General features: G+C 52.9%; 17 protein-coding genes, 2 tRNA genes and 3 rRNA genes. 13 read left to right on the plus strand and 9 right to left on the minus strand.

What is annotated here, in order from left to right; translation table 11 throughout:
- Positions 1-96: 96 nt before the first annotated feature.
- From CKV94_RS08020 to gatC, 7 genes are all read right to left on the minus strand, one after another.
- On the minus strand, positions 97-528 hold the full coding sequence (locus CKV94_RS08020) for a hypothetical protein (protein ID WP_003824371.1): 432 nt from the start codon (positions 526-528) through the stop codon (positions 97-99).
- Between the two features lie 191 nt (positions 529-719).
- On the minus strand, positions 720-2,150 hold the full coding sequence (gene gatB / locus CKV94_RS08025) for an Asp-tRNA(Asn)/Glu-tRNA(Gln) amidotransferase subunit GatB (RefSeq protein WP_003824372.1): 1,431 nt from the start codon (positions 2,148-2,150) through the stop codon (positions 720-722).
- Between the two features lie 105 nt (positions 2,151-2,255).
- Positions 2,256-2,876, minus strand: coding sequence for a trimeric intracellular cation channel family protein (locus CKV94_RS08030; RefSeq protein ID WP_003824373.1), 621 nt, complete (start codon positions 2,874-2,876; stop codon positions 2,256-2,258).
- 131 nt (positions 2,877-3,007) lie between these two features.
- A complete protein-coding gene (locus CKV94_RS08035) occupies positions 3,008-4,945 on the minus strand; it encodes a 3'-5' exonuclease (protein ID WP_003824374.1) in 1,938 nt (645 codons plus the stop codon).
- A 285-nt stretch (positions 4,946-5,230) separates the two neighbouring features.
- Positions 5,231-6,679 carry an Asp-tRNA(Asn)/Glu-tRNA(Gln) amidotransferase subunit GatA gene (gene gatA / locus CKV94_RS08040; RefSeq protein ID WP_003824375.1) on the minus strand — a complete coding sequence of 483 codons (1,449 nt, stop codon included), beginning with the start codon at positions 6,677-6,679 and terminating at the stop codon, positions 5,231-5,233.
- A gap of 78 nt (positions 6,680-6,757) precedes the next feature.
- On the minus strand, positions 6,758-7,339 hold the full coding sequence (locus CKV94_RS08045; protein WP_003824377.1) for a DUF4303 domain-containing protein: 582 nt from the start codon (positions 7,337-7,339) through the stop codon (positions 6,758-6,760).
- Positions 7,340-7,630: 291 nt separating this feature from the next.
- Positions 7,631-7,921 (minus strand): Asp-tRNA(Asn)/Glu-tRNA(Gln) amidotransferase subunit GatC, encoded by a 291-nt coding sequence (gene gatC, locus CKV94_RS08050; RefSeq protein ID WP_003824379.1) that lies wholly within the window; start codon positions 7,919-7,921, stop codon positions 7,631-7,633.
- Positions 7,922-8,133: 212 nt separating this feature from the next.
- Here gatC and CKV94_RS08055 point away from each other — a divergent pair, with 212 nt between their 5' ends.
- The 13 genes from CKV94_RS08055 (at position 8,134) to rrf (ending at position 22,860) form a co-directional block, all read left to right on the plus strand.
- Positions 8,134-9,171, plus strand: coding sequence for a rod shape-determining protein (locus CKV94_RS08055; RefSeq protein ID WP_003824380.1), 1,038 nt, complete (start codon positions 8,134-8,136; stop codon positions 9,169-9,171).
- Between the two features lie 114 nt (positions 9,172-9,285).
- A complete protein-coding gene (gene mreC / locus CKV94_RS08060; RefSeq protein WP_003824383.1) occupies positions 9,286-10,173 on the plus strand; it encodes a rod shape-determining protein MreC in 888 nt (295 codons plus the stop codon).
- Positions 10,174-10,175: 2 nt separating this feature from the next.
- Complete coding sequence (gene mreD, locus CKV94_RS08065; RefSeq protein WP_003824385.1) at positions 10,176-10,679, plus strand: rod shape-determining protein MreD; 504 nt, start codon at positions 10,176-10,178, stop codon at positions 10,677-10,679.
- Positions 10,676-12,724: a penicillin-binding protein 2 gene (gene mrdA / locus CKV94_RS08070; RefSeq protein WP_003824388.1), complete on the plus strand. Its 2,049-nt coding sequence runs from the start codon at positions 10,676-10,678 to the stop codon at positions 12,722-12,724. Before mreD ends, mrdA begins: the two co-directional genes overlap by 4 nt.
- 1 nt (position 12,725) lies before the next feature.
- Entirely contained in the window at positions 12,726-13,838 is a 1,113-nt protein-coding gene (gene rodA / locus CKV94_RS08075) for a rod shape-determining protein RodA (RefSeq protein ID WP_003824389.1), read from the plus strand.
- Between the two features lie 275 nt (positions 13,839-14,113).
- Positions 14,114-14,644, plus strand: coding sequence for a cysteine hydrolase family protein (locus CKV94_RS08080; RefSeq protein WP_003824391.1), 531 nt, complete (start codon positions 14,114-14,116; stop codon positions 14,642-14,644).
- Positions 14,645-14,667: 23 nt separating this feature from the next.
- Positions 14,668-15,312 (plus strand): MarC family protein, encoded by a 645-nt coding sequence (locus CKV94_RS08085; protein ID WP_003824393.1) that lies wholly within the window; start codon positions 14,668-14,670, stop codon positions 15,310-15,312.
- Positions 15,313-15,510: 198 nt separating this feature from the next.
- On the plus strand, positions 15,511-17,187 hold the full coding sequence (locus CKV94_RS08090) for a formate--tetrahydrofolate ligase (RefSeq protein ID WP_003824394.1): 1,677 nt from the start codon (positions 15,511-15,513) through the stop codon (positions 17,185-17,187).
- A 376-nt stretch (positions 17,188-17,563) separates the two neighbouring features.
- Positions 17,564-19,105 (plus strand): 16S ribosomal RNA (locus CKV94_RS08095).
- Positions 19,106-19,173: 68 nt separating this feature from the next.
- Positions 19,174-19,250: transfer RNA gene (locus tag CKV94_RS08100), tRNA-Ile, on the plus strand.
- Between the two features lie 35 nt (positions 19,251-19,285).
- Positions 19,286-19,361, plus strand: a tRNA-Ala gene (locus CKV94_RS08105).
- A gap of 329 nt (positions 19,362-19,690) precedes the next feature.
- Positions 19,691-22,574: ribosomal RNA gene (locus CKV94_RS08110) — 23S ribosomal RNA — on the plus strand.
- Positions 22,575-22,746: 172 nt separating this feature from the next.
- Positions 22,747-22,860: ribosomal RNA gene (gene rrf / locus CKV94_RS08115) — 5S ribosomal RNA — on the plus strand.
- The 16S, 23S and 5S rRNA genes sit together here with 2 tRNA genes alongside, the layout of an rRNA operon.
- 130 nt (positions 22,861-22,990) lie before the next feature.
- Here the strand turns inward: rrf and CKV94_RS08120 are convergent.
- Both CKV94_RS08120 and gcvP read right to left on the minus strand, forming a co-directional pair.
- Positions 22,991-23,278, minus strand: coding sequence for a putative quinol monooxygenase (locus CKV94_RS08120; protein ID WP_088383832.1), 288 nt, complete (start codon positions 23,276-23,278; stop codon positions 22,991-22,993).
- Positions 23,279-23,565: 287 nt separating this feature from the next.
- On the minus strand, positions 23,566-26,418 hold the full coding sequence (gene gcvP / locus CKV94_RS08125; RefSeq protein ID WP_003822199.1) for an aminomethyl-transferring glycine dehydrogenase: 2,853 nt from the start codon (positions 26,416-26,418) through the stop codon (positions 23,566-23,568).
- Positions 26,419-26,660 lie beyond the last annotated feature (242 nt).

A 26,660-nucleotide genomic window follows, 5' to 3' on the forward strand; every position in this document is an offset into this window, starting at 1 on the left:
AAAGTTTGTGCAGAATCGGCAGTGCCAATCTGTTTTGCCCTGCATTTATGCTGTTGGGCATACATACTTGAGCGACAAACTTTATTTGCGCCCGCATCAGCGAAGGCGGTTTAAGCCTAGCGCATAGGTTCGCCCGTTTTGCCAAGCAAACCACCAATACAGGCGCATATTCGGATTATCGGGCTTGCTCATGCGGCAAAACGCAAAGGCCTGATTGTGGATACACGCCATCGGCATCGCTCGGAGCTCAGACGGCAGCAAGGTTTTCCATTCGTGAATTTTTTGCGCGGAAGAAGTTTGCAGTCGGCATTCGCCCGTGCCTTGGCACACCGGCGACCATGGGCTGTTGCCGTTTTTCCCGTCCATCATCCATTGCGCGCCGCGCTGGTAATAGCGCATCTGCATCTGCGTGGGGCGCTGGTCTTTATCCAGCAGCACATATTCGCCGGCATCGGATGCGTCCAAACCGGCCGCGAATGCGCTGCCGGCCAAAGCCAGCCACAAAACCATGATTTTGGCAATTTTCATAACTATCTCCCAAGAAGAAACCCTTGCTTATTCCTACAGAAGCGTGGGTTGATTGAGCAAACAGCGCAGCTTGCTTTCTAGCAGACCAAAGCAGCCTGTACCTTAGTTTGCAGTTTAGACAGATACTCAAGCGGCATTATTAAGGCTACCTGAAAAACCTTTTACCGTTTTCAGGTAGCCTTATCCTTGCCTTAAGCCAACTTTGCTTTAATCAACTCCTGCACCTGCGCGGGATTCGCTTTGCCTTTGCTGGCTTTCATCACTTGTCCCACAATCGCATTCAGGGCTTTTTCGTTGCCGGATTTGAACTGTTCCACGGCTTTGGCGTTGTTTGCCAGCACTTCGTCCACCATGGCTTCAATCGCGCCGGTATCGGTCATTTGTTGCAAACCGTGTTTTTCGATGATTTCGGCGATGGTGGCTTCTGGCTCTGCCCACATGGCTTCAAAGGCTTTTTTCGCCAACTTGCTGCTTAAAGTGCCGTCAGCAATTTTACCTACCAACGCAGCGAGGCGCGGAGCGGTAATCGGGCTGTCGGCAAGTTCCATGCCTTCTTTGTTCAGCGTGGCGGCGAGTTCGCCGTTCATCCAGTTGGCAGTCAGCTTGCCTTGTCCGCTGGCTTTGGCAGCTTCTTCAAAATAGGCAGCCTGCACGCGGCTGGCGGTGAGCAAGCGCGCGTCGTAGTCGCTCACGCCGTAGTCCGCCACGAAACGTACCGCCATTTCTTTCGGCAGCTCGGGCATTTCTGCTTTGGCTTTTTGCAACCGGTCGTCTGAAATGATGACGGGTAGCAAATCGGGATCAGGGAAGTAGCGGTAGTCGTGCGCGTCTTCTTTCAGACGCATCACGCGGGTTTCGCCTTTTTCAGGGTCGAACAGCATGGTTGCCTGCTGCACCTTGCCGCCGTCTTCCAAAATCTCGATTTGCGCTTCCACTTCGTAATTAATCGCCTGCTCCAAGAAGCGGAAGGAATTGAGGTTTTTAATCTCGCGGCGCGTGCCGAATTCCGCTTGGCCTTTCGGACGCACGGATACGTTGGCATCGACGCGGAACGAACCTTCCGCCATATTGCCGTCGCAGATGTCCAGCCATGTAACCAAGCTGTGTAAGGCTTTGGCGTAGGCAACGGCTTCGGCGGCGGAGCGCATTTCAGGTTCGGATACTACTTCCAACAGCGGCGTGCCGGCACGGTTCAGGTCGATACCGGTTGCGCCGTTCAAGCCCTCGTGCACGGATTTGCCCGCGTCTTCTTCCATGTGCGCGCGGGTTACGTTGATGGTTTTTACATCGTCACTGACCACGATTTCCAGCTTGCCGTGTTCGACAATCGGTAAATCCAACTGGCTGATTTGATAGCCTTTTGGCAAGTCGGGATAAAAGTAGTTTTTGCGGTCGAACACGTTTTTCTGATTGATTTTCGCATCCAAAGCCAAGCCCAATTTGATAGCTTTTTCAACGACTTCTCGGTTCATTACCGGCAGTACGCCCGGCAGCGCGCATTCCACCACGCTGGCGTGCGCATTGGGTTCCGCACCGAATGCAGTCGATGCGCCGCTGAAGATTTTGGATTTTGTGTTGAGTTGGACGTGGATTTCCAGTCCGATTACGGTTTCCCAGGTCATAAGGGGTCTTTCTGTTGAAGAAGGGTTAATCGGTTCGTAAGGGTTTCCGGTTGGGCAGAGGCTACCTGAAAACCCAGATTCTATCTTTCAGACGGCCTTTTGCCGCTATTTTCTGCGCGGCTGGAAGCCGGGAAGCTGCCAGTGGAAGCGGTAGGCAGCTAGCCGCAGGAATAGGCCGGCGGCAAACAGCAGATGCAGGGTAAAGGCGTTTATCCAGCCGATTCGCGCGAGGAAATACATCAGCCCGCCGATGAAGATGGCAACGCTGCCGTAGAGGTCGGCACGCAATACGATGGGCACGTCGTTTACCAAAATATCGCGGGCAATGCCGCCGCCCACAGCGGTTACAAAGGCGAGCACGATCACGCCGAACAGGTTGAGCTGCAGGCCGATACCGATTTGCGCACCGGTGATGCTGAAGGCGGCCAGGCCGATGGCGTCGGCAATCAGGAAAGCGGCGGCAAGGTGGGTGCGGCGGTAGCGTTGCACGCGCAGCAGCCAGGCGATAGTGAGGGTGGCGAATACCACAATCAGCGCATCGGTATGCCGGAACACCTGCGGCACATGTCCTACCAGCGCATCGCGCATCATGCCGCCGCCCACGGCGGTGAGCAAGGCGGTGATGATCACGCCGAGCACGTCGAGCCGCTTGCTGTAGCCGACGAGGTAGCCGGACACGGCGAAGGCGGCGGTGCCGATGATTTGGATGAAGTCGGTGGTGGTCATGGTTTCAGGTAGCCTTACAGGCAGTGTTAGGTGGTTAAATAGGTTTTCAGACGGCCTTAGAGGCTACCTGAAAAGTTTCATGGGTTGGGCATTCATGCTTGTTAGTAATCTTAAATTGCTTTCAGGTAGCCTTAATCTGCATTGTTGCCGTTTAACTGCTTGAACTGCCGATAACTGTCGAGCAGGCGGCTTTGGTAGAGGCCGCTGCCGGAAAGGGTAATCATCAGGTAGTTTTGGGCGCGGGTCATGGCAACGTAGAGCAGGCGCGTGTTGTCGGCCTCTTGGTTTGCATCTTTATGCTTCAAGGTACAGATGCCCATCAACATCACGCGTTGGAATTCGAGACCTTTGCTGCTGTGCATAGTAAAGACGGCAACGGCGTTGTCGTGCGGATTGTAGGCCTTTTTGCTGCCGCCATAATGCAGGGAGTGGCGGATGCCTTTTTGTTTCAACAGTTTGGCTACGTCGTTGCATTGTTCTTTGTTGTAGCAAATGACGGCGATATCTTGCGACGGAATGCGGTCTTTGAGCCATTTGTCGAGGCAGCGGGCAAGGTAGTCGAGCTCGCCCTGCCAGTCGGGGCATTCTTTGATGTAGGGCGAAATGCCGTTTACACCTGCAGCCTCGGGCTCGACCAGCGGTACGCCGTCTTCGCCGCTTTCGTACGGCTGCATTTTGTTTTGGGCAAACAGGTAGGCGAATCCGATGATTTCTTTGGTATTGCGGTAGTTCAGGCGCAGGATGGTAGTGCGGCCTTGGGCTTTGATGCCGACGCTGGATAGGGTGAAGCCCAAGCCTGTGCCGCTTTTTTTGTAGATGGCCTGGGCATCGTCGTAGAGCAGCAGCAAATGGCCGTTGTCAGCGTCGAGCATATGCACGCTCAGGCGCAGCCAGTCGGCTTCGAAATCGTGGCCTTCGTCAATGAGCACTGCGTCGTAGCGGCTGCCGGGCAGTGTGCCGTCGTGCATGGCTTGCAGCACGGTCAGCGGGGCGTGTTCGTAACCGGGCAAGTGGCGGTAGCGCTCGGGCGTGTCCAGCCCGTATGCTTTTTGCAGTTTGCCGCACCATTGGTGGAAACTGCACACTTCCACTTTTTCCGCCAAGCCTTTGTCGGCCACGGCGGTACGTAATTTATCGGCCAATACGCGGTTGTAGCACAGCACTAAAACGGGTTTGTCGGACTGTTCGGCCAGATATTGGCAGCGCATCAGCAAAATCAGGGTCTTGCCGCTGCCTGCCACGCCGTGGATGACGCGGTGGCCGCCGCCGATGCTGCGGGCAAGCTGCTCCTGTTGGATGTCCATGATTTTGATGATGTCGGGTGCGGCGATGGGGTGCGGCACAGAGTCGGCAGCTGGGTGCTCAGGCTGCTGTTCCGTTTTGCCGTCAGCTTGGTCGGCAGAGAAGAGTTCCTGCTGCTCGGGCGGGTTGATGCGGACTTCGGGAAACAAATGCCAACGGATGAGGTCGGTTTCGCTGCGGCTCAGGCTGCATTCGATGCGGTAGGGGAACATGGCGGCCAGCCTGTCGGCGATGTGCGCGTTGTCCTGCCCGCTTTTCAAATCGTCTTTATACAGCGTTTGCGTGTGCGGCATCAGATGGTCGAATTTGGCAATGTCGGTAATTTTGGCGATGTCGCTGCGGTTGAAACGGGTAAAAACTACGCCGTGCGCGTAGGGGATGCGCAGCCTGCCTTTGTATTCACCCTCGGTGTGCTGCAAGCGGGTTTCTTTTGATAACAAGTCGATGATTTGGAACATATAGCCGCGCGCCTGCTCCAGCGGGTGCTTGACTGTTTTCGCGGTGTGCTCGAACACCATTTCGCATTCGGTCTGGGTCATGCGCCTAAAGCTGTTGCCCGCCCAGTCCTTTACTTCCAAGCACAGCAGCCCCCTGTTTGGAAACAGTACGAGGAAATCGGCATACAGCCGTTTCTTACCCATCGGCACGTTGTACCAAACGATGCAGTCTTCGGCCAAATATTCGCGCAGGAAATCGGCGGTTTTACGCTCGCCTGCAGTCATGGCTTTGCGGATGTGCTCGCTCAGTTCGGGGATAAACTGTGGCATAAATGTTTTCCTCTTTAATCTTTGTTTTCCGTTTTAAATTTTCAGGTAGCCTCATGAGTAGGGAAGCGGTATGGGTTACAAATACCTAATTTATAAGCTATTCCTAGTTTTAAACTTGCCAACCAAGCCTTCATATTTTTTGAGTAGTTTGGCGTAGTTTTCTGGGATTTTGGGTTGGTGCATTACTTCAGGCTATCTGAAAAAGATGATTCAAAACAATAATGCTACGAATTCTACTATTTTCAGGTAGCCTTTCAGACGACCTCAAAGGCTACCTGAAAACTTTCACGCCGGCGCTTTCGTGTGCCAATCACTCGCCAACTGTACTTGATGTGCTGCGCCAAGAATTTTGGTTTCGGAGAAGTGGTTGCCGATAAATTGCACGCCGATGGGCAGTCCGCTGCTGCTGAAACCTGCGGGCAGGGTCAGGGCGGGCAAACCGGCCAGATTCACGGCGATGGTGTAGATGTCGGAAAGGTACATCTGCACGGGATCGTGGATGTCGCTGCCGAGTTTGGGAGCGGCAGTGGGTGCAGTCGGAGCAAGGATGAAGTCGCATTGCGCGAAGGCCGTCTGAAAATCGTTGGCAACGAGGCGGCGCAGTTTTTGGGCTTTCAGGTAATAGGCATCGTAGTAGCCGTGCGACAACACATAAGTTCCAATCATGATGCGGCGTTTGACTTCGCTGCCGAAACCTTCGGCGCGGGTATTGCTGTACATTTCTTCTAGGTCGCCGAATTGGGCGGCGCGGTGGCCGTAGCGTACGCCGTCGTAGCGGGAAAGGTTGGTGCTGGCTTCGGCGGAAGCGAGGACGTAGTAAGCAGGGATGGACAGGGCGGTTTGCGGCATGGAAACTTCAATGGTTTCCGCGCCTTGCGCTTTTAAGAGGTCAATAACGTTTTGCAAAGCAGCCTGCACATCGGCATCCGCGCCTTCGCCAAAATATTCCTTAGGCAGACCGATTTTCATACCTTTGAGCGGTTTGTTCAAATCGCGGGTGTAGTCTTCTTTGCTGCGTTCCAAACTGGTGGAATCGCGCTCGTCAAAGCTCGCCATTGCATTAAGCAAAATCGCGCAGTCTTCGGCGGTTTGCGCCATCGGACCGGCTTGGTCGAAACTGGAGGCGTAGGCAACCATGCCGAAGCGGGAAACAGTGCCGTAGGTAGGTTTGATGCCGGTGATACCGCAGTGGGAAGCAGGCTGGCGGATGGAGCCGCCGGTGTCTGAACCGAGCGCGGCAGGGGCAAGGCGTGCGGCAACGACCGCTGCGGAACCGCCGGACGAACCGCCGGGAACGTGTTCGGGATTCCACGGATTTTTGGTTGCGCCGTAGAACGAGGTTTCATTGGTCGAGCCCATAGCGAACTCGTCCATGTTGGTACGACCGAGCGTTACCATGCCTTCATCGAGCAGGTTTTGTACGACGGTGGCAGTGTAGGGGGAGACGAAGTTATCCAGCATTTTGGAACCGCACGCGCTGCGCCAGCCTGTTTGGCAGAAAATGTCTTTGTAGGCGATGGGTACGCCAGTGAGTGCAGTAGCATTACCTTGCGCGATACGCGCGTCGGCGGCACGGGCTTCGGCGAGGGTTTTGTCTTGGTCGAGGGTGATGTAGCCGTTGATAGCCGGGTTTTGCGCAGCAATGGCGGCGAGGTATTCGGTTGCCAGTTCGACGGAGGAGATTTGTTTAGATTGCAGCAGTTGGCTGGCTTGTTTGAGGGTGTATTGGGTCATGAGGGTCTTTCAGTTGAAAATAATTGGAATTTTAAAGGGTTAATGGTGCAGGCTGCTTTTTGAGGCCGTCTGAAAATATCAGCCTATCAATTTTTGGTAAGTATCCGGTTGGTTGAGTTGCGTGGCGGAACGGTACAGCAGCGATTGTTCGTCATTTTCATCATAATCATCAATATAAAACGCAAACAGCAATATGCCGTTTTCGGCGCGGTTGCCGAACAGGACTTCTTGGTCGCATTGCTGCAGTGCGGCTATCAGGGCTGTTTCGTATTCGGTGCGTTTTTGCTGATAGATGTCGTCATCGTCATCTAGATTTTCTATGCTGCGGTATGCAACTTGGTAGAGCTCGCTTTGGTTTTTCAGCCAGTTATCTGAAGCATTCTGGATTTCGGTTTTGCCTTCATAAAGTGTGCATCTGCCATCCCAAATCGCCTGCAGGATGGTGCAATTTTTGTATTTTTTCCTGTGCTTGGCAGCAAAGGCTGCTAAATCCTGATGGGTAATCGCGGCGTTGCCTGCGGCAAAAAAGTCGTCTACCAGATAGAAATAATACGCGGCAACTTCTTTACCTGCCTGTTCAACCTGCTGCTTGATGCGGCTGAAACATTGGCGGATGTGTTCGACGGCGGCTGTATGCAGGTGTTGTTGCTCGGTGGACATGGGGTTCCTTTAGTTTTCAGGTAGCCTTTGCTGTTTTGAGGCTACCTGAAAATTTTGCGGGCAGGTTTATTTGGCTGCACTAACGTGGCCGCACACGGCTTGTATCATTTTGGCGGTGTGTTGCTCAAAATACCTGCAGAATTGGGTTTGTGGATGGCACATTTGCTCGGCTTGGTAAGCTTAGAGCGGAGGCGGGAGTAGGCTTATCATGAATTGGTGTTTGCCATGGCCGCGTAGGATATCCAGTTTGTGTTTTTAGGTAGCCTTAAAGGGCTTGTGGCTACCTGAAAATTATTCCTCAATCACCTGCGGCACGATATACAGGCGGTTGTGCACTTCGGGGGCAACGGCTTGGTATTCGGCGGCGTGGTCAGTTTCTGTTACTTGGTCGGCACGCAGGCGCAGGGCGAGTTCGTGCGGGTGGGTCATCGGTTCGATGCCGTCGGTATTTACGCTCTGCATCTGCTCTACCATGGCGAAAATGCCGTTGAGCTCGTCGAGGGTGGAGGCTTTCTCGGCTTCGGTTAGGCTCAAACGCGAGAGGCGGGCGATTTTTTCAACGTCGGAAAGTGTAAGCGACATAAAAATTCCTTAAATTATGTTTAGCAAACAGCCCAATCTCAGGTATCATTACGCGTTTCTTTTGAGACTGGCTTGCAAAGTTAGAATTATAGCCTAAAAGCTTGCCTCTCGGCACGGCATAAGAATAAGGTTGCGCAAAGTAGTGCTGGTCTCTCCATAGGCTTGGTTTCTTTAAAGTATTCATCAGTATTCAAACGCTAGGATTTAAAGCAATGTTCCGCTTTCTTACCCGATATTTCTCTAATGATCTGGCCATCGATTTAGGTACGGCCAACACTCTAATTTACATCAAAGGCCGCGGTATCGTTTTGGACGAACCTTCGGTGGTGGCACTGCCCAGTGACATAAATAATAAAAATGCTACTGTAGCGGTGGGTGCGGAAGCCAAGCGTATGCTGGGGCGTACGCCCGGCGGCATTCAGGCGGTGCGCCCAATGAAAGACGGGGTGATTGCCGACTTTAATGTTACCGAAAAAATGCTCAAACACTTCATCCGTAAGGCGAATAACAGCCGCTTTGCCTCTGCACCGCGCATCGTGATTTGTGTGCCCTGCGGCTCAACCCAAGTGGAGCGCAAGGCGATTCACGATTCGGCACAGCAGGCTGGCGCGGCTTCGGTGAATTTGATTGAAGAGCCGATGGCCGCGGCTATCGGTGCAGGTCTGCCGATTGAAGAACCGACCGGCTCCATGGTAGTGGATATCGGCGGTGGTACCACCGAAGTGGGTATTATTTCTTTGTCGGGTGTGGTGTATTCCCATTCCGTTCGCGTGGCTGGTGATGCGTTTGATGAAGCCATCATCAATTATGTGCGCCGCAACTACGGTATGTTGATTGGTGAGGCTACGGCTGAAGAAATTAAAAAAGCCATCGGTACAGCCTTCCCGGGCAATGCTGTGCGTGAAATTGAAGCCAAAGGTCGCAATCTGGCCGAAGGTATTCCGCGTGCTTTCACTATCAGCTCCAATGAGGTGCTGGAGGCCTTGGCCGAGCCGTTGAATCAAATCGTGCAGGCAGTGAAAAATGCATTGGAGCAAACCCCGCCGGAATTGGGTGCGGATATTGCCGACCGCGGCTTGGTGCTCACCGGCGGTGGTGCGCTGCTTAATGGTTTGGATCGTTTGCTGGCCGAGGAAACCGGCCTGCCGGTGAGCATTGCTGAAGACCCGCTCACCTGCGTGGTGCGCGGTTCTGGTAAGGCACTGGATTTAATCGGCAAGATGAACTCTGTGTTTGTGCCCAATCCGTAATCTTTATTCCGGCATCCCGTGCGCTGCAAAACTGGCGCGGGATGCCGATCGGTTTATTTTGTATCAGACCTGCCTGCGCGGTGTCTTCAGTTTTCAGGTAGCCTGTATTCCCTTATGTCGCAAGAAATCAATTTTGTCAGCCCGATTATCAGCTCTGCCGGCAAGCTGGTGCTGCTGGGGATAGCCTCAATGGCACTGATGGTGTTGGACAACCGTTATGCGGCATTGCAGCAGGCTAAATCTTATGTGGCCACCGGGCTCTATCCCTTGCAATGGGTTGCACGCCAGCCGGCCGAATGGGCAAGCGGCAGCATGGTATTTATGCGTGACAAACGGCAACTACTTGCCGAAAACACTCGCCTGAAAGAAGAAAACGCTCGCCTGAATATGCAACTGCAGCTGCAAGCACCAGCGGCACGAGAATTGAGCGAGCTGAAAACGCTGAACCATTTGCAGCCACTGCTCGCGCCCAAGACGGTGCTGGCGGAGATTGTGTCTAACGGCCGCATTCCACGTGCCGATCGCCTGCTGATTACCAAAGGCAGCAGTAGCGGGATTCAGGTCGGGGATCCGGTAAGTGATGAAAAAGGCTTAATCGGGCAGGTAACCGGCGTGCAGCCAGCCACGGCAGAGGTTACGCTGATTAACAACCGTCAGTCGGTGATTCCTGCGATGGTGGCCGAAAGCGGTGTACGCACGTTGGTGTATGGACGGGGGGAAACGCTGGATTTACGTTATTTCCCTGTGTCAGCCGAGTTGAAAGAGGGCGATTTGCTGGTTACTTCCGGCATCGACAGTATCTACCCGGCTGGCATTCCGATTGCCAAAGTAACACATGCCGACCGCAACTCCGGCACACCGTATTACCGTACGGTGCTAACACCGGCGGCCAATCTGAGTAGCAGCAGTTATGTGCTGGTGATTCCGCAAAAACCGCAGTCGCCCGCTAGGCTACCTGAAACTGCTTCCGAGCCGCCAATCGAACAGGAGGCGCAGGAGTAAGCATGTCTCCAATCTACCCGCTCAAAGAGTCCACACCCAAACGCTGGGTGGCATTCAGCTTTTTGCTGGTGCTGCTTATCGATTTCATCCCGGTTGCTCCACCCTGGGCATATCCCTTGCCTGATTTTACGCTGATTATGCTGGCGTATTGGCTGCTGCACAGGCCGCAGCTTATCGGCATCGGCGTGGCGTTTTGTCTTGGCCTGTTGGTGGATATCGGTAGCAACTCGCTATTGGGGCAACATGGTTTGGCTTATAGCGTGGCTGCGTTTCTGATTGAACGCAACCGGCGGCAGATTGTGCTCAATTCTTTCGGCTGGCAGGCTGTAGCGGTGGCCGGCGCCATGTTGGTTAGCCAATTGGTGGTTTTTTTGGTTAGTCTGTTTCAACAGCAGCCGTTTCCCCTATGGCGGCTGTGGCTGCCTTCAATCGTTACCGGCCTGTTGTGGCCGCAGTTGAACAATGTGATGCTTGCCATCGCCCACTACCGCCGTCCCCGCAAATGAAGTCGAGACGTCATTATACGCCCGTCAAAGCGCCACCCCGTAGCCAGCGGAAGGATTATCTGCTGCGCTTGGTGGTGGCGTTTGCTATGGTTTTGATATTCTTTGGCGTGTTGGTATGGCAGTTCGTGCGGCTTCAGGTAGCCCGGCACGAGGAATTTGTAGACAAAGCCGTTGCCAACCGGGTTTCCCTGATTCCCACTCCGCCGATTCGCGGTGAAATTACCGATGTGAACGGTGTGGTGCTGGCGCACAATTATCCGGCCTATTCGTTGGAAGTGATTCCCAACGAGTTGGAAATGAAAATTGAGGATTTGATACCTGCTTTGAGCCCATATGTGGAAATCAGTGAGGCCGATATGAAGCGCTTCCAGCGTTTCCGTGCCGAATCCCGCTCCTACGAACGTATCCCCCTGAAATTAAAACTGAGTACCGAAGAAGCCGCTCGGCTGGCTGCGGTGCTGTTCCGTTTCAAAGGTGTGGAAGTGAACGCACGCACTTTCCGCGAATATCCCTATGGCGAGCTCACCACTCATATCATCGGTTATATTGGCCGCATCAGCGACAAAGACCGCGACCAACTGGAAAGCGAAGACCGCTATGAGCTTTATCGCGGCACCACCCATATCGGCAAAATGGGCTTGGAAAACTATTACGAGCAGCAGCTGCACGGCATGCCCGGCTATCAGGAAGTGGAAAAAGACGCGCAAGGCAATATTGTGCGCACTCTAAAAACCGCACCGGCAGTAAGTGGGCAAACCCTGCGTCTGTCGCTTGATATCCGTATGCAGCAGAAGGCCAGCGAATTGTTGGGCAACCGGCGTGGTGCTGTGGTGGCTATCGACCCGCAAACCGGAGGGGTGTTGGCCTTGGTATCGAAGCCAACTTACGATGCCAACCTGTTTATTGATGGCATCGACAGCGATACGTGGAAAAGCCTGAACGACGACTGGCAGCGTCCGCTTATCAACCGCGTTACTCAAGGGCTGTATCCGCCCGGTTCTACTTTCAAACCATTTATGGGTATGGCCGCGCTGCAAAGCGGGCAGATTACCCCCAACACTGTGCTGCCTGCGCCTGGCGCATGGAGCATTCCCGGTAGCCGCCACCAGTTCCGTGATTCAGTGCGCAGCGGGCACGGTTCGGCCAATTTGGGTAAGGCCATCCAAGTGTCATCCGACACCTTTTTCTACCGCCTGGGCTACGAAATGGGCATAGAAAAGGCTTATCCCTATCTGGCGCACTTTGGTTTCGGTCAGCCGACAGGCATCGATTTGCCCAATGAATACAAAGGCATCCTGCCCAGCCCGGAATGGAAGGCGCGGCGCTTTGCCCATGCCAAAAACGAAACCGCCCGCCAGTGGAAGCCTGCCGATATGGTAACCATCAGCATCGGTCAGGGTTTCAACGCCTACACGCCGCTGCAGATGGCACACGCCACCGCCACGCTGGCCAATAACGGCGTGATGTACCGGCCGCACTTGGTGCGCGAACTCATCGACCACCAAAAGCAAACCCGTATTCTGGTGGGTACCCAGCCCAGCGCCACCTTACCGTTCAAGCCGGAGTATTTCACTTTTGTGAAGCAGAGTATGGAGCGCGTGTTGCGCCCGGGCGGCACGGCCTGGCGTGTGGGTGTGGGCTTGAAATACAGCATGGGCGGCAAAACAGGTACAGCGCAGGTGGTGCAGATTCGGCAGGGCGCATCGTATAACGCGGCCGCGCTGGCCGAACGCCATCGAGACCATGCCTGGTTCATTGCCTTTGCACCGGCAGATAATCCGAAAATAGCCATCGCCGTGCTGTTGGAAAACGGCGGCTGGGGTGCGAATGCCGCGCCGGTGGCGCGCCAGTTGGCTGATTTCTACCTGTTGCAGCTGCAGGGCGAAAATGGCAAAAACCTGCCGTTGCCTAAACCCTCTGTGCCGGGAGATGGCGCGATGAGCCAGGCTGAGTATCCGCTGATTCATGCTCAAGCAGCACGCACCCTGTCTGCCTATCGGGCGGTTTCAGGTAGCCAGCCGGCTGCCGCATCCGAGGTTCGATAATATGCAACACCCGTCTGAACACGCTATCCGCCGCTACTGGCGGAAAATCTGGGATCCGATGGATATGTGGCTGTTCTACAGCATGCTGGCCATCTATGTGATGAGCCTGTTTTTGCTGTATTCGGCCGACGGTCAGAATATTGGTCAGCTGGAAAATAAAACTCTGCACACGATAGTAGGCTTTGTGCTGCTGTGGTGTATTGCCCGTACGCGGCCGCAGGTGCTGAGCAACTTTGCTATTGTGCTGTATGGGGTGAGTCTGCTGATGCTGGTGGGGGTGCACTTTTTCGGGGTGATTGTGAACGGCTCGCAACGCTGGCTGAATTTGGGCATTATTCGCTTGCAACCCTCTGAATTGATGAAAATTGCGCTGCCAATGACGGTGGCGTGGTATCTGCAACAGCACGAAACGGATCTGGGCTGGCGGCATTATTTGGCTGCATTGGTGCTGATAGCCGCGCCGGGCTTCTTGATTTTGAAACAACCTGATCTAGGTACAGCAGTGTTGATTATGGCGTCTGGACTGTTTGTGATATTTTTTGCTGGGTTGCCGTGGCGGGTGATTGCGGTGGCCGTGGTCGGCTTTTTTGCTTCACTGCCGCTGCTGTGGCAATACGGTATGCACGACTACCAGCGTACCCGTGTGCTGACCCTGCTCGACCCGACTAAAGACCCGCTGGGCGCGGGCTACCATATCTTGCAGTCGATGACCGCCATTGGCTCCGGCGGCGTGTGGGGCAAGGGCTGGCTTAACGGCACACAAACGCATCTTGATTACATCCCGGAATCTACTACTGACTTCATCTTCGCTGTATATGGCGAGGAGTTCGGCCTTATTGGCAATCTCTTGCTGCTGGCGGTGTACACCATCATGCTGGGGCGTGGCCTTTATATTGCCGCCAAAGCCCCCACGCTCTACAGCCGAACCTTGGCCGGCGCGCTGACCATGACGCTGTTTTGCTATGTGTTTGTGAATATGGGCATGGTGAGCGGCATTCTGCCGGTGGTGGGCGTGCCGCTGCCGTTGGTAAGTTACGGCGGTACGGCCACGCTTTCTATCATGATTATTGTGGCTATGCTGATGGGCATCAGTAACCAGCAGAGTAAGATGTAAAGTTGGAAGCTACCTGAAAAAGGCTACCTGAAATTTCAGGTAGCCTTTGTTATGGATGGGATGCTTGCCGAGAAAAATGATGATATATGTGTTGAATTTGCAATATATTTGACCTGATACGGTATCTAGTCATGGCAAAGCTTTTGCCACCCGTATAGAATGTCGGCAGTTCTCCGGCCGATGCCGGGGTTATTCTTTTTGGTTGTTTGGAAATAAGTATTCCAGCTTCATGGAAGCAAGCGTTTTCAGGTAGCCTTGGCTACAGAAAGAGCATAATGAAGAAAACGGTTTTGTTGGTTATTGATACTCAGCAGGCATTACTGGATAGGGGTGCTTATCGCGGGGTAGAAATGTTGGATGCCATCGGTCGAATGTTGCTTGCAGCCCGCACACATGGGCGTGAAGTCATCTATGTTCGGCACAATGAGGCGGATTCGCCCTTTGCACCGAACTCGCCCGGTTGGCAGATTGCTGCTGCCGTTGCACCGCAGGCCGGTGAGAAAGTAGTGGATAAATGGTATAGCAGCGCTTTTCGCGGTACGGATTTGCTGGATTACCTGCGTGGCAGTGGAGTTGAGCGCTTAGTGGTGGTTGGCATGATGACTGAATATTGCGTGGAAACTACGGTACGGGCTGCCAGCGATTTGGGCTTTGAAGTGATTTTGCCAGAAGGTGCCAACAGTACGCTGGATAATGGCCGCTGGTCGGCTCAAGAGCTGTATGAACACCATAATTTCGATATTATGCGCGGTCGTTTTGCCGCCATGCCGAGCGTAGAAGAAGCCGTGGCGCTGTTGTCTGACTGATTTGATGTTTAACGAGAGAAAAGATGATTACTCATATCTTATATTTGTTTACTGGTTTGATTGTTTTAAATAATCCATTGATTGCGCTTGGTTATTTTGTGGATAAGACGGCGGGCTTCACACTGAAGGAGCAGCGCAAAACTGCACGCCTGGTGTCGATTAGTGCGTTTATTTGTATGGTGGTAGCCGGAGTGATTGGCACCCCGTTGTTGAAAGTTTTGGGCATTGGTATTCCGGCCTTCCAAATTGCCGGTGGTATTCTGGTGTTTGTGATTGCGATGAGCATGATGGGGGGGGAGGACAATCCGGTGAAACCCAATTTGAATAAGGAGCATTCAAGCCTACCGCCGGAGAAGCAATTCGCTTTTGCCGTGGTGCCAATGGCTACGCCGATTATTGTTGGCCCCGGTGGCTTTTCTATCGTGATTATTTACAGCAGCCATGTGGGGACGTGGCAGGGCGCATTGGAGCTGTTGATTGCCTGCTTTATGGTGGGGGTAACCTGCTATTTGATTTTGGCCGGCTCGGCCAGACTAAGCAAAATTCTTGGCAATGTTGGCATCAAGATCATCAACCGCGTGTCCGGCTTGCTGCTGGCAGCCATTGCGGTGGAGATTGTATTGGCTGGTTTGCGAAGCTTATTCCCGGCTTTGAAGATTATGGGTTAAGTTTGATGGTAGCAATGAAGAGCGGGTGGTGTGCCCGCTCTTTGTGTTTAAATTGTCACTCCACTACCTTGTGTCAATTTTAGTTATGTGACGATATGTTGTATCTAATGATGGATGTTCGCTTTCTAGTAACAGATTTAGGGTACAATCCCGAGTGCTACACTCTTCTTTTCTGACTCTTTATATTTGGAGACTGTTATGCCCCAATTGTCTGACGTGCAAATTGCCCAAGCCGCCAACATCCGACACATCGATGAAATCGCCGCCAAGCTCGGCTTGAAACCGGAACAACTGGAGCATTACGGCAAATATAAAGCCAAAATTAATCCGGCTGATGCATACAGGCTACCTGAAAAACGAGGTAAGCTTATTTTGGTAACTGCTATCAGCCCTACGCCTGCCGGGGAAGGGAAAACGACAGTCACCATTGGCTTGGCTGATGCGCTCAACCGTATCGGTAAAAATGCTGTTATCGCCTTGCGTGAGCCCTCACTCGGCCCGGTGTTCGGCATCAAGGGTGGGGCAGCCGGTGGCGGCTATGCCCAAGTGCTGCCAATGGAAGACATCAACCTACACTTTACTGGCGATTTCCATGCTATTGGTGTAGCAAACAACCTTTTGGCTGCCCTTATCGACAATCATATCCATCATGGTAATGCGCTCAATATTGATCCAAAACGGATTCTGTGGCGGCGTGCAGTGGATATGAATGATCGCCATTTGCGCAATATTATCGGTGGGTTAGGTAAAACCGCCGATGGTGTGATGCGTGATGATGGTTTTGATATAACTGTTGCCTCCGAAGTGATGGCGGTATTCTGTTTGGCTAAAGATATTGCTGACCTCAAACAGAGGTTGGGTAATATATTGGTGGCGTATACCAAAGACGGTAGTCCGGTGTATGCACGTGATTTGAAAGCACAAGGCGCAATGACAGTGCTGTTAAAAGATGCCATTAAGCCAAATCTGGTTCAAACCATTGAAGGTACACCTGCTTTTGTGCATGGCGGCCCGTTCGCTAATATTGCCCATGGATGTAATTCAGTTATCGCTACGCGCTTGGCTTGTCATTTGGCCGATTATGCCGTTACCGAAGCTGGTTTTGGTGCAGATTTGGGCGCCGAGAAATTTTGCGACATCAAGTGCCGATTGTCCGGTTTGCGGCCGGATGTTGCAGTGGTAGTGGCTACCGTGCGGGCATTGAAATATAACGGAGGCTTATTAAAAGATGAGTTGTCCGGTGAAAATCTGGCTGCATTGGAAAAAGGGTTACCCAATCTGTTGCGCCATATTGATAATCTGAAAAATGTATTTGGCTTGCCGGTGGTGGTGGCGCTCAACCGATTCAGTGCTGATACTCAGGCTGAATTGAATTTGGTGGCAGAAGCCTGTCGGCAGCGTGGTGCGGAAATATCATTTACTGAAGTGTGGGGTAAGGGTGGTGCCGGTGGTGAGGATTTGGCGCGTAAAGTAGCTGCTGCTGTCGAACAATCATCTGCACAATTCAGCTTCTCTTATGAAGTAGAGCAAAGTATCCCGGAGAAAATCCGCATGGTTGCACAGAAGATTTATGGTGCAGACGATGTGGATTTCAGTGCGGAGGCGCTGGCTGATATCGCTAATTTGGAAAAATTGGGGTGGGATAAGTTGCCCGTTTGTATGGCAAAAACGCAATATTCATTCAGTGATAATGCTAAGTTATTGGGTGCTCCAAAAGGCTTCCGCATCATTGTGCGTGGGTTGACTTTGTCTGCTGGAGCAGGGTTTGTTGTAGTGCTGTGCGGTAATATGATGAAAATGCCGGGTTTGCCAAAAGTGCCGGCTGCAGAGCGAATTGATGTGGATGACGATGGGGTAATTAGCGGATTGTTCTGAATAGTTTTAGCGTGAAAGAATTCATGGCCGGGTATTGCCCGGCTATTTTTTGTGCAAGTAGTTTTCAGGTAGCCGGTGTCCAGTTGCATCCCTACTAGATAAATTTCATTTTGGCTTAGGGATTTAGTGCTTCGTGGTGGTATTTTTGTTTTTAGGTATTTGACAAAGTTTTTTTTGAGGCGTATAGTTCGCATCTTCGCTGTCCCGCATGGCGCAATTTGTTTGTCGCCGGTTTGGTTCAGCAGCTCTTTAACAATCAGATTACCGATAAGTGTGGGTGTTTTACACCTGCACTGTTGAGAAGAAGACAAGACGATGTTTAACATTGTTCTGTCGATTTCTTTGAAGCAGACCAGAAGTTATTAAGTTAGAGATTGAACATAAGAGTTTGATCCTGGCTCAGATTGAACGCTGGCGGCATGCTTTACACATGCAAGTCGAACGGCAGCGGGGTAGTGCTTGCACTACTGTCCGGCGAGTGGCGAACGGGTGAGTAATATATCGGAACGTACCGAGTAATGGGGGATAACCAATCGAAAGATTGGCTAATACCGCATACGTCCTACGGGAGAAAGCGGGGGATCGCAAGACCTCGCGTTATTCGAGCGGCCGATAACTGATTAGCTAGTTGGTGGGGTAAAGGCCTACCAAGGCGACGATCAGTAGCGGGTCTGAGAGGACGATCCGCCACACTGGGACTGAGACACGGCCCAGACTCCTACGGGAGGCAGCAGTGGGGAATTTTGGACAATGGGGGCAACCCTGATCCAGCCATGCCGCGTGTATGAAGAAGGCCTTCGGGTTGTAAAGTACTTTTGTTAGGGAAGAAAAGGGAAGTGCTAATACCACTTTTTGCTGACGGTACCTAAAGAATAAGCACCGGCTAACTACGTGCCAGCAGCCGCGGTAATACGTAGGGTGCGAGCGTTAATCGGAATTACTGGGCGTAAAGCGAGCGCAGACGGTTATTTAAGCAGGATGTGAAATCCCCGGGCTTAACCTGGGAACTGCGTTCTGAACTGGATAGCTAGAGTGTGTCAGAGGGGGGTAGAATTCCACGTGTAGCAGTGAAATGCGTAGAGATGTGGAGGAATACCGATGGCGAAGGCAGCCCCCTGGGATAACACTGACGTTCATGCTCGAAAGCGTGGGTAGCAAACAGGATTAGATACCCTGGTAGTCCACGCCCTAAACGATGTCGATTAGCTGTTGGGCAACTTGATTGCTTAGTAGCGTAGCTAACGCGTGAAATCGACCGCCTGGGGAGTACGGTCGCAAGATTAAAACTCAAAGGAATTGACGGGGACCCGCACAAGCGGTGGATGATGTGGATTAATTCGATGCAACGCGAAGAACCTTACCTGGTCTTGACATGTACGGAACCTTCCAGAGACGGAAGGGTGCCTTCGGGAGCCGTAACACAGGTGCTGCATGGCTGTCGTCAGCTCGTGTCGTGAGATGTTGGGTTAAGTCCCGCAACGAGCGCAACCCTTGTCATTAGTTGCCATCATTTAGTTGGGCACTCTAATGAGACTGCCGGTGACAAACCGGAGGAAGGTGGGGATGACGTCAAGTCCTCATGGCCCTTATGACCAGGGCTTCACACGTCATACAATGGTCGGTACAGAGGGTAGCCAAGCCGCGAGGTGGAGCCAATCCCAGAAAACCGATCGTAGTCCGGATTGCACTCTGCAACTCGAGTGCATGAAGTCGGAATCGCTAGTAATCGCAGGTCAGCATACTGCGGTGAATACGTTCCCGGGTCTTGTACACACCGCCCGTCACACCATGGGAGTGGGGGATACCAGAAGCAGGTAGGGTAACCGCAAGGAGCCCGCTTGCCACGGTATGCTTCATGACTGGGGTGAAGTCGTAACAAGGTAGCCGTAGGGGAACCTGCGGCTGGATCACCTCCTTTCTAGAGAAAAAGTAGGGGTAGAGCATCCACACCTATCGGTAATCAGATACAGATGCGAAGAGAATGTTGGGTTTGTAGCTCAGCTGGTTAGAGCACACGCTTGATAAGCGTGGGGTCGGAGGTTCAAGTCCTCCCAGACCCACCAGTAGTCGTAGAGCGGAGCAGATCCGCCCAGGTACTGGGGGCATAGCTCAGTTGGTAGAGCACCTGCTTTGCAAGCAGGGGGTCATCGGTTCGATCCCGTTTGCCTCCACCACACAATACTTTCCAAATAAAAGTATGCTAAATATACGAGTAAGCTGCTGCATCTTGCAGTTTGCGCGGTAGTTTATTTTTATTTGCGAAGTCAAAACGCATCGATCTTTAACAAATTGGCAAGCCGAAATCAACAAACAAACGAAGTAGGGCTTATCTTTGAGATAAGTCATACAGAAATTTGGGTGATGATTGTATCGACCGAATCCTGAAACACAAAAGGCAGGATTCGGACACAACAAGCAGTAAGCTTTATCAAAGTAGAGGCCTTAAGCCCCAGCTGTAGTCAACGCAGCGCAGGCGAAGTCAAAAAGGCACTTCAAATGATAGAGTCAAGTGAATAAGTGCATCAGGTGGATGCCTTGGCGATGATAGGCGACGAAGGACGTGTAAGCCTGCGAAAAGCATCGGGGAGCTGGCAATAGAGCTTTGATCCGGTGATGTCCGAATGGGGAAACCCACACAGCAATGTGTATCCTAAGCTGAATACATAAGCTTAGAGAAGCGAACCCGGAGAACTGAACCATCTAAGTACCCGGAGGAAAAGAAATCAACCGAGATTCCGCAAGTAGTGGCGAGCGAACGCGGAGGAGCCTGTATGTGATAGTTGTCGGGATAGGAGAAGGAATTGGAAACTTCCGCCATAGTGGGTGATAGCCCCGTATCCGAAATTCCGGCAGTGGTACTAAGCATACGACAAGTAGGGCGGGACACGAGAAATCCTGTCTGAAGATGGGGGGACCATCCTCCAAGGCTAAATACTCATCATCGACCGATAGTGAACCAGTACCGTGAGGGAAAGGCGAAAAGAACCCCGGGAGGGGAGTGAAATAGAACCTGAAACCTGATGCATACAAACAGTGGGAGCACCTTATGGTGTGACTGCGTACCTTTTGTATAATGGGTCAACGACTTACATTCAGTAGCGAGCTTAACCGGATAGGGGAGGCGTAGGGAAACCGAGTCTTAATAGGGCGTCATAGTTGCTGGGTGTAGACCCGAAACCGAGTGATCTATCCATGGCCAGGTTGAAGGTGCCGTAACAGGTACTGGAGGACCGAACCCACGCATGTTGCAAAATGCGGGGATGAGCTGTGGATAGGGGTGAAAGGCTAAACAAACTCGGAGATAGCTGGTTCTCCCCGAAAACTATTTAGGTAGTGCCTCATGTATCACTTCCGGGGGTAAAGCACTGTTATGGCTAGGGGGTCATTGCGACTTACCAACCCATGGCAAACTCAGAATACCGGAAAGTGCAATCATGGGAGACAGACAGCGGGTGCTAACGTCCGTTGTCGAGAGGGAAACAACCCAGACCGCCAGCTAAGGTCCCAAATGATAGATTAAGTGGTAAACGAAGTGGGAAGGCTTAGACAGCCAGGATGTTGGCTTAGAAGCAGCCATCATTTAAAGAAAGCGTAATAGCTCACTGGTCGAGTCATCCTGCGCGGAAGATGTAACGGGGCTCAAATCTATAACCGAAGCTGCGGATGCACCTAGTGCATGGTAGGGGAGCGTTCTGTAGGCCTGAGAAGGTGTTTCGTAAGGAATGCTGGAGGTATCAGAAGTGCGAATGTTGACATGAGTAGCGATAAAGCGGGTGAAAAGCCCGCTCGCCGAAAGCCCAAGGTTTCCTGCGCAACGTTCATCGGCGCAGGGTGAGTCGGCCCCTAAGGCGAGGCAGAGATGCGTAGTCGATGGGAAACGGGTTAATATTCCCGTACTTGATTTAAGTGCGATGTGGGGACGGAGAAGGTTAGGTCAGCAAACTGTTGGAATAGTTTGTTCAAGCCGGTAGGTGGAAGGATTAGGCAAATCCGGTTCTTCATAACACCGAGAAGTGATAACGAGTATCTACGGATACGAAGTGACTGATACCACGCTTCCAGGAAAAGCCACTAAGCTCTAGCTTAAATCGAACCGTACCGCAAACCGACACAGGTGGGCAGGATGAGAATTCTAAGGCGCTTGAGAGAACTCGGGAGAAGGAACTCGGCAAATTGATACCGTAACTTCGGGAGAAGGTATGCCCTCTGAGGTGAAGGATTTACTCCGTAAGCTTTGGAGGGTCGCAGAGAATCGGTGGCTGCGACTGTTTATTAAAAACACAGCACTCTGCAAACACGAAAGTGGACGTATAGGGTGTGACGCCTGCCCGGTGCTGGAAGGTTAATTGAAGATGTGAGAGCATCGGATCGAAGCCCCAGTAAACGGCGGCCGTAACTATAACGGTCCTAAGGTAGCGAAATTCCTTGTCGGGTAAGTTCCGACCCGCACGAATGGCGTAACGATGGCCACACTGTCTCCTCCCGAGACTCAGCGAAGTTGAAGTGGTTGTGAAGATGCAATCTACCCGCTGCTAGACGGAAAGACCCCGTGAACCTTTACTGTAGCTTTGCATTGGACTTTGAAGTCACTTGTGTAGGATAGGTGGGAGGCTTAGAAGCAGAGACGCTAGTTTCTGTGGAGCCGTCCTTGAAATACCACCCTGGTGACTTTGAGGTTCTAACCCAGGTCCGTTAACCGGATCGGGGACCGTGCATGGTAGGCAGTTTGACTGGGGCGGTCTCCTCCCAAAGAGTAACGGAGGAGTTCGAAGGTTACCTAGGTCCGGTCGGAAATCGGACTGATAGTGCAATGGCAAAAGGTAGCTTAACTGCGAGACCGACAAGTCGAGCAGGTGCGAAAGCAGGACATAGTGATCCGGTGGTTCTGAATGGAAGGGCCATCGCTCAACGGATAAAAGGTACTCCGGGGATAACAGGCTGATTCCGCCCAAGAGTTCATATCGACGGCGGAGTTTGGCACCTCGATGTCGGCTCATCACATCCTGGGGCTGTAGTCGGTCCCAAGGGTATGGCTGTTCGCCATTTAAAGTGGTACGTGAGCTGGGTTTAAAACGTCGTGAGACAGTTTGGTCCCTATCTGCAGTGGGCGTTGGAAGTTTGACAGGGGCTGCTCCTAGTACGAGAGGACCGGAGTGGACGAACCTCTGGTGTACCGGTTGTCACGCCAGTGGCATCGCCGGGTAGCTAAGTTCGGGAAGGATAAGCGCTGAAAGCATCTAAGCGCGAAACCTGCCTGGAGATGAGACTTCCCTTGCGGTATAACCGCGCTGAAGAGTCGTTCTAGACCAGGACGTTGATAGGTGGGGTGTGGAAGCGCGGCAACGCGTGCAGCTAACCCATACTAATTGCTCGTGAGGCTTGACTCTATCATTTGAAGTGCTTTGCGGTGTAGAGACACCGGGAAGAGTACTCAATAGAATAAAGCTTACTGGAATCGATACACATTACCCGATTGTTTGGTTAGTAGCCGGACAGAACAGTTTGATTTGATTAACCGGAGTGACATTACCGGTGGCTTGACGATTTGTACAGTTTAAGTTTGGCGGCCATAGCGGTTTGGTCCCACGCCTTCCCATCCCGAACAGGACCGTGAAACGAACCAGCGCCGATGATAGTACGGATTACCCGTGCGAAAGTAGGACACTGCCAAACACCTATTTATGACACCCGCCTAACGGCGGGTGTCATTCTTTGTGGCGTAGAAGATAGATGTTCTACACAGTATTTGCCCATAAGAGGCTAACTGAAAGTTTAAGGTAGCCGCTTGAGCCTTGGATGAAAATTATTTGATCTGTATATAGAGTTGGATATCCGGGGCTTTTTCGCAGGCTTCTACCAAGGTTGGCACAATGCGGGTAAAGTGTGCAGAAGCGGAATGGGTATCCAATACAGCCTGGTTTTGCCATAGCTCGATGAAGCTGACTTGGTTGGGTTGTTGGGTATTTTGGTATAGGTGGTAAGACAGGCAGCCGTTTTCCTTACGGGTTTCGGCAATCAATTCGTCGCAGTGTTGCAGGAATTTATCCAGTTCGGCGGGTTTGACTTCGAATTGGGCAACTACAGTAATCATAATGACTCCTTGGTGTTATTTGGATGGATGATTGGTAACATTTGATTTAGGTTACCTGAAAGCAGTGTAACAGATTTTCTAGTTAAAGCCGCCGATTTCTTCATACCGCATGCATTCAGCTTGCTGTGCGACCATATTGCTTACTACTTTGCTGCTTTGTATGCTAAATGAGCTTTAGAAATGGCGAGTTTCTTTGGTTTTATTTCGCTTTGCATAAGGACAATAAAGGCTACCTGAAAATTTGATTTCAGGTAGCCTTTCTTTTATGACAGGGTTAATACCTATGTTTAGCCTTCATAGTGCTCGATACTGGGGCAAGAGCAAACCAAGTGGCGGTCGCCGTATACATCATCGATACGGTTTACGCTCGGCCAGAATTTGTTCTCGCGCACATAGGGCAGGGGGTAGACGGCTTCTTCGCGGCTGTAGGCACGTTTCCATTCGCCGGTTACATCGGCGGCGGTATGCGGTGCGTTGACCAGCGGGTTGTCGTCTTTCGGCCATTCGCCGCGCTGTACTTTCAGCGCTTCCTGCTTAATCTGTTTCATCGCAGCGATGAAGCGGTCGAGCTCGGCCTTGCTTTCGCTTTCGGTGGGCTCGATCATCAGCGTACCGGCTACGGGGAAGGACATGGTCGGGGCATGGAAGCCGTAGTCCATCAGGCGTTTGGCGATGTCCACTTCGGTGATGCCGCTTTCGGCCTTGAGCGGGCGTAGGTCGATGATGCATTCGTGCGCCACGCGGCCGTTTTTGCCGGTATAGAGCACCGGATAATCGGCGGAGAGCTGCTTAGCAACGTAGTTGGCGTTGAGCAGGGCGGTTTCGGTGGCTTGGCGCAAACCGTCTGCCCCCATCATGCTGATGTACATCCAAGTAATCGGCAGGATGCTGGCGGAGCCGTAGGGTGCGGCAGATACGGCACCCATGCCCACAGTAGCACCTTCCACCGGTGCCACAACGTGGCTTGGCGCAAACGGTGCAAGGTGGGCTTTCAAGCCGATGGGGCCCATACCAGGGCCGCCGCCACCGTGCGGGATGCAGAAGGTTTTGTGCAGATTCATGTGCAACACGTCGGCACCCACTTCGGCCGGCTGCATGATGCCGACTTGGGCGTTCATATTGGCGCCGTCCATATACACCTGGCCACCGTTCTCGTGGATGATGCGGCAGATGTCGCGGATGCCTTCTTCATACACGCCGTGGGTGGACGGGTAGGTAATCATCAGCGCACCCAGCGTATCTTTATGTTGTTCGGCCTTGGCTTTCAGATCGGCAATATCCACGTTGCCGTGCTCGTCGGTATCCACGATCACAATCTGCATACCGGCCATGTGGGCGGTGGCGGGGTTGGTGCCGTGGGCGGAGCGCGGAATCAGGCACACGTTGCGTTCGGGGTGGCCTTGCGCTTCGTGGTAGCGGCGGATGGTAACCATGCCGGTGTATTCGCCTTGCGCGCCGGAGTTGGGCTGGATACAGATGGCATCGAAGCCGGTAACGGCCTTGAGCTGCTCTTGCAGGCCGTGGATCATTTCCAGGCAGCCTTGCACTTGTTCGCGAGGGGCAAACGGGTGCACGTTGGTGAATTCCGGCCAGGTAATCGGAATCATCTCGGCGGTGGCATTCAGCTTCATGGTGCAGGAACCGAGCGAAATCATGCTGCGGTTCATGGCCAAATCGCGCTCTTCCAGTTTTTTCAGGTAGCGCAGCATTTCGTGTTCGGTGTGGTAGCTGTTGAACACGGGGTGTTGCAAGATCGCGCCTTTGCGCTGCAGGTTTTCAGGTAGCCTGCTGGCGGGTGCGTTCTCGGGCAGGGCAGCCGCCTTGCCTGTGAACAATTCAACCAGTTGGGCAAACTCTTCGGCGCTGGAGGTTTCGCTGAAGGCGGCAGCCAGCACGTTCTCGCCAATGCGCAGCAGGTTGAAGCCGGCATCCAGTGCTTTTTGGTACACGCCGTCGGCTTGCGCCTTGCTGCCGAAATCCACGGCCACAGTGTCGAAGAATACCGAATGCACCACTTTGCCGCCGGCAGCCTGCACCGCATCGGCAAAAGCAACAGCCAGCGCGTGGATACGGCGGGCGATGCGGTTTACACCTTCGGGGCCGTGATACACCGCATACATACCGGCCAAGTTGGCCAGCAGCACCTGCGAAGTACAAATATTGGAATTGGCTTTTTCGCGGCGGATATGCTGCTCGCGGGTTTGCAGCGCCATGCGCAGCGCCTGCTTGCCGGAGGCATCCACCGATACGCCGATGATGCGGCCGGGAGCGGATCGTTTGTCTTTATCTTTAAATGCGAAATAAGCAGCGTGCGGGCCGCCGAAGCCCATCGGGATGCCGAAGCGCTGGGTGCTGCCCAAGGCAATGTCGGCACCCAACTCGGCGGGTGCTTTCAGCAGCACCAGGCTCATGATATCGGCAGCCACGGCCACCACTGCGCCTTTGGCTTTCACAGCGGCAATCACATCGCCCAAGTCGGCCACGTCGCCGTCTTTGCCCACATATTGGAACAGCGCGCCGAAGTATTCGCCGTTGCGAGCGGTATCGAAATCGCCCACCACCAGCTCAAAATCGAAATATTTGGCCCGGGTTTTGATCACGTCCAGCGTTTGCGGGTAAACGCGCTCGTCCACAAAGAATTGGTTAGATTTGGATTTGCCCACGCGGCGCGCCATGGTCATGGCTTCGGCGGCGGCGGTGGCTTCGTCGAGCAGGGAGGCGCCGGCCAGCTCGAAGCCGGTGAGGTCGATACACACCTGTTGGAAGTTCAACAACGCTTCCAAACGGCCTTGCGACACTTCGGCCTGATAGGGCGTGTAGGCGGTGTACCAGCCTGGATTTTCCAGCACATTGCGCAGAATCACATTCGGCAGGCGGGTGGGGTAGTAGCCTAGGCCGATATAGCTTTTATTGATACGGTTTTTGGCAGCGATGCCCTTGAGCTTGGCCAAGGCATCGGCTTCGCTTAATGCTTCGGGCAGCTGCAGCGAGCCGGGCATACGCACGCTTTGCGGCACGGTGTGCTCCACAAAGCTGCTCACATCTTTTTCGCCCAACGCGGCCAAAAGGGCGGCGCGGTCGGACAGGCTGAGGTGGCGGCCGATAAAGTCGTTGTGGTGGAAGAGTTCGTTAAACTTCATGATCCTGCATCCTTTCTGCTTGCTCAGTGTTGAGGTGGTGGGGGATTGGAACAGACGGTTGTATTGTAGCCTAAATTAGGGTGCTTGCGGCAGGCATGGCAAAGATTCTGCCATTTTCTGCCGATGGTTTTCAGGTAGCCCCAGCAGGGGAAGCGGATAGATAATTTAGATGGCAACGATTCCTAAGGGAAAGCGTTGGAAGAGACGTATGCCTTGTGGCCGGAAGGACGGGTTTGGATGTT

It is taken from the genome of Eikenella corrodens (assembly GCF_900187105.1).
Classification (GTDB): Bacteria; Pseudomonadota; Gammaproteobacteria; order Burkholderiales; family Neisseriaceae; genus Eikenella; species Eikenella corrodens.

What these genes read in the sequence shown, in the direction of transcription:
- mreC (WP_003824383.1), top strand. Translation starts at nt 9,286, where the DNA reads ATGTCGCAAGAAATCAATTTTGTCAGCCCGATTATCAGCTCTGCCGGC.
- mrdA (WP_003824388.1), top strand. Translation starts at nt 10,676, where the DNA reads ATGAAGTCGAGACGTCATTATACGCCCGTCAAAGCGCCACCCCGTAGC.
- CKV94_RS08080 (WP_003824391.1), top strand. Translation starts at nt 14,114, where the DNA reads ATGAAGAAAACGGTTTTGTTGGTTATTGATACTCAGCAGGCATTACTG.
- CKV94_RS08035 (WP_003824374.1), bottom strand. Translation starts at nt 4,945, where the DNA reads ATGCCACAGTTTATCCCCGAACTGAGCGAGCACATCCGCAAAGCCATG.
- rodA (WP_003824389.1), top strand. Translation starts at nt 12,726, where the DNA reads ATGCAACACCCGTCTGAACACGCTATCCGCCGCTACTGGCGGAAAATC.
- CKV94_RS08090 (WP_003824394.1), top strand. Translation starts at nt 15,511, where the DNA reads ATGCCCCAATTGTCTGACGTGCAAATTGCCCAAGCCGCCAACATCCGA.
- gatA (WP_003824375.1), bottom strand. Translation starts at nt 6,679, where the DNA reads ATGACCCAATACACCCTCAAACAAGCCAGCCAACTGCTGCAATCTAAA.
- CKV94_RS08030 (WP_003824373.1), bottom strand. Translation starts at nt 2,876, where the DNA reads ATGACCACCACCGACTTCATCCAAATCATCGGCACCGCCGCCTTCGCC.
- mreD (WP_003824385.1), top strand. Translation starts at nt 10,176, where the DNA reads ATGTCTCCAATCTACCCGCTCAAAGAGTCCACACCCAAACGCTGGGTG.
- gatB (WP_003824372.1), bottom strand. Translation starts at nt 2,150, where the DNA reads ATGACCTGGGAAACCGTAATCGGACTGGAAATCCACGTCCAACTCAAC.
- CKV94_RS08055 (WP_003824380.1), top strand. Translation starts at nt 8,134, where the DNA reads ATGTTCCGCTTTCTTACCCGATATTTCTCTAATGATCTGGCCATCGAT.
- gcvP (WP_003822199.1), bottom strand. Translation starts at nt 26,418, where the DNA reads ATGAAGTTTAACGAACTCTTCCACCACAACGACTTTATCGGCCGCCAC.
- CKV94_RS08020 (WP_003824371.1), bottom strand. Translation starts at nt 528, where the DNA reads ATGAAAATTGCCAAAATCATGGTTTTGTGGCTGGCTTTGGCCGGCAGC.
- CKV94_RS08045 (WP_003824377.1), bottom strand. Translation starts at nt 7,339, where the DNA reads ATGTCCACCGAGCAACAACACCTGCATACAGCCGCCGTCGAACACATC.
- CKV94_RS08085 (WP_003824393.1), top strand. Translation starts at nt 14,668, where the DNA reads ATGATTACTCATATCTTATATTTGTTTACTGGTTTGATTGTTTTAAAT.
- gatC (WP_003824379.1), bottom strand. Translation starts at nt 7,921, where the DNA reads ATGTCGCTTACACTTTCCGACGTTGAAAAAATCGCCCGCCTCTCGCGT.
- CKV94_RS08120 (WP_088383832.1), bottom strand. Translation starts at nt 23,278, where the DNA reads ATGATTACTGTAGTTGCCCAATTCGAAGTCAAACCCGCCGAACTGGAT.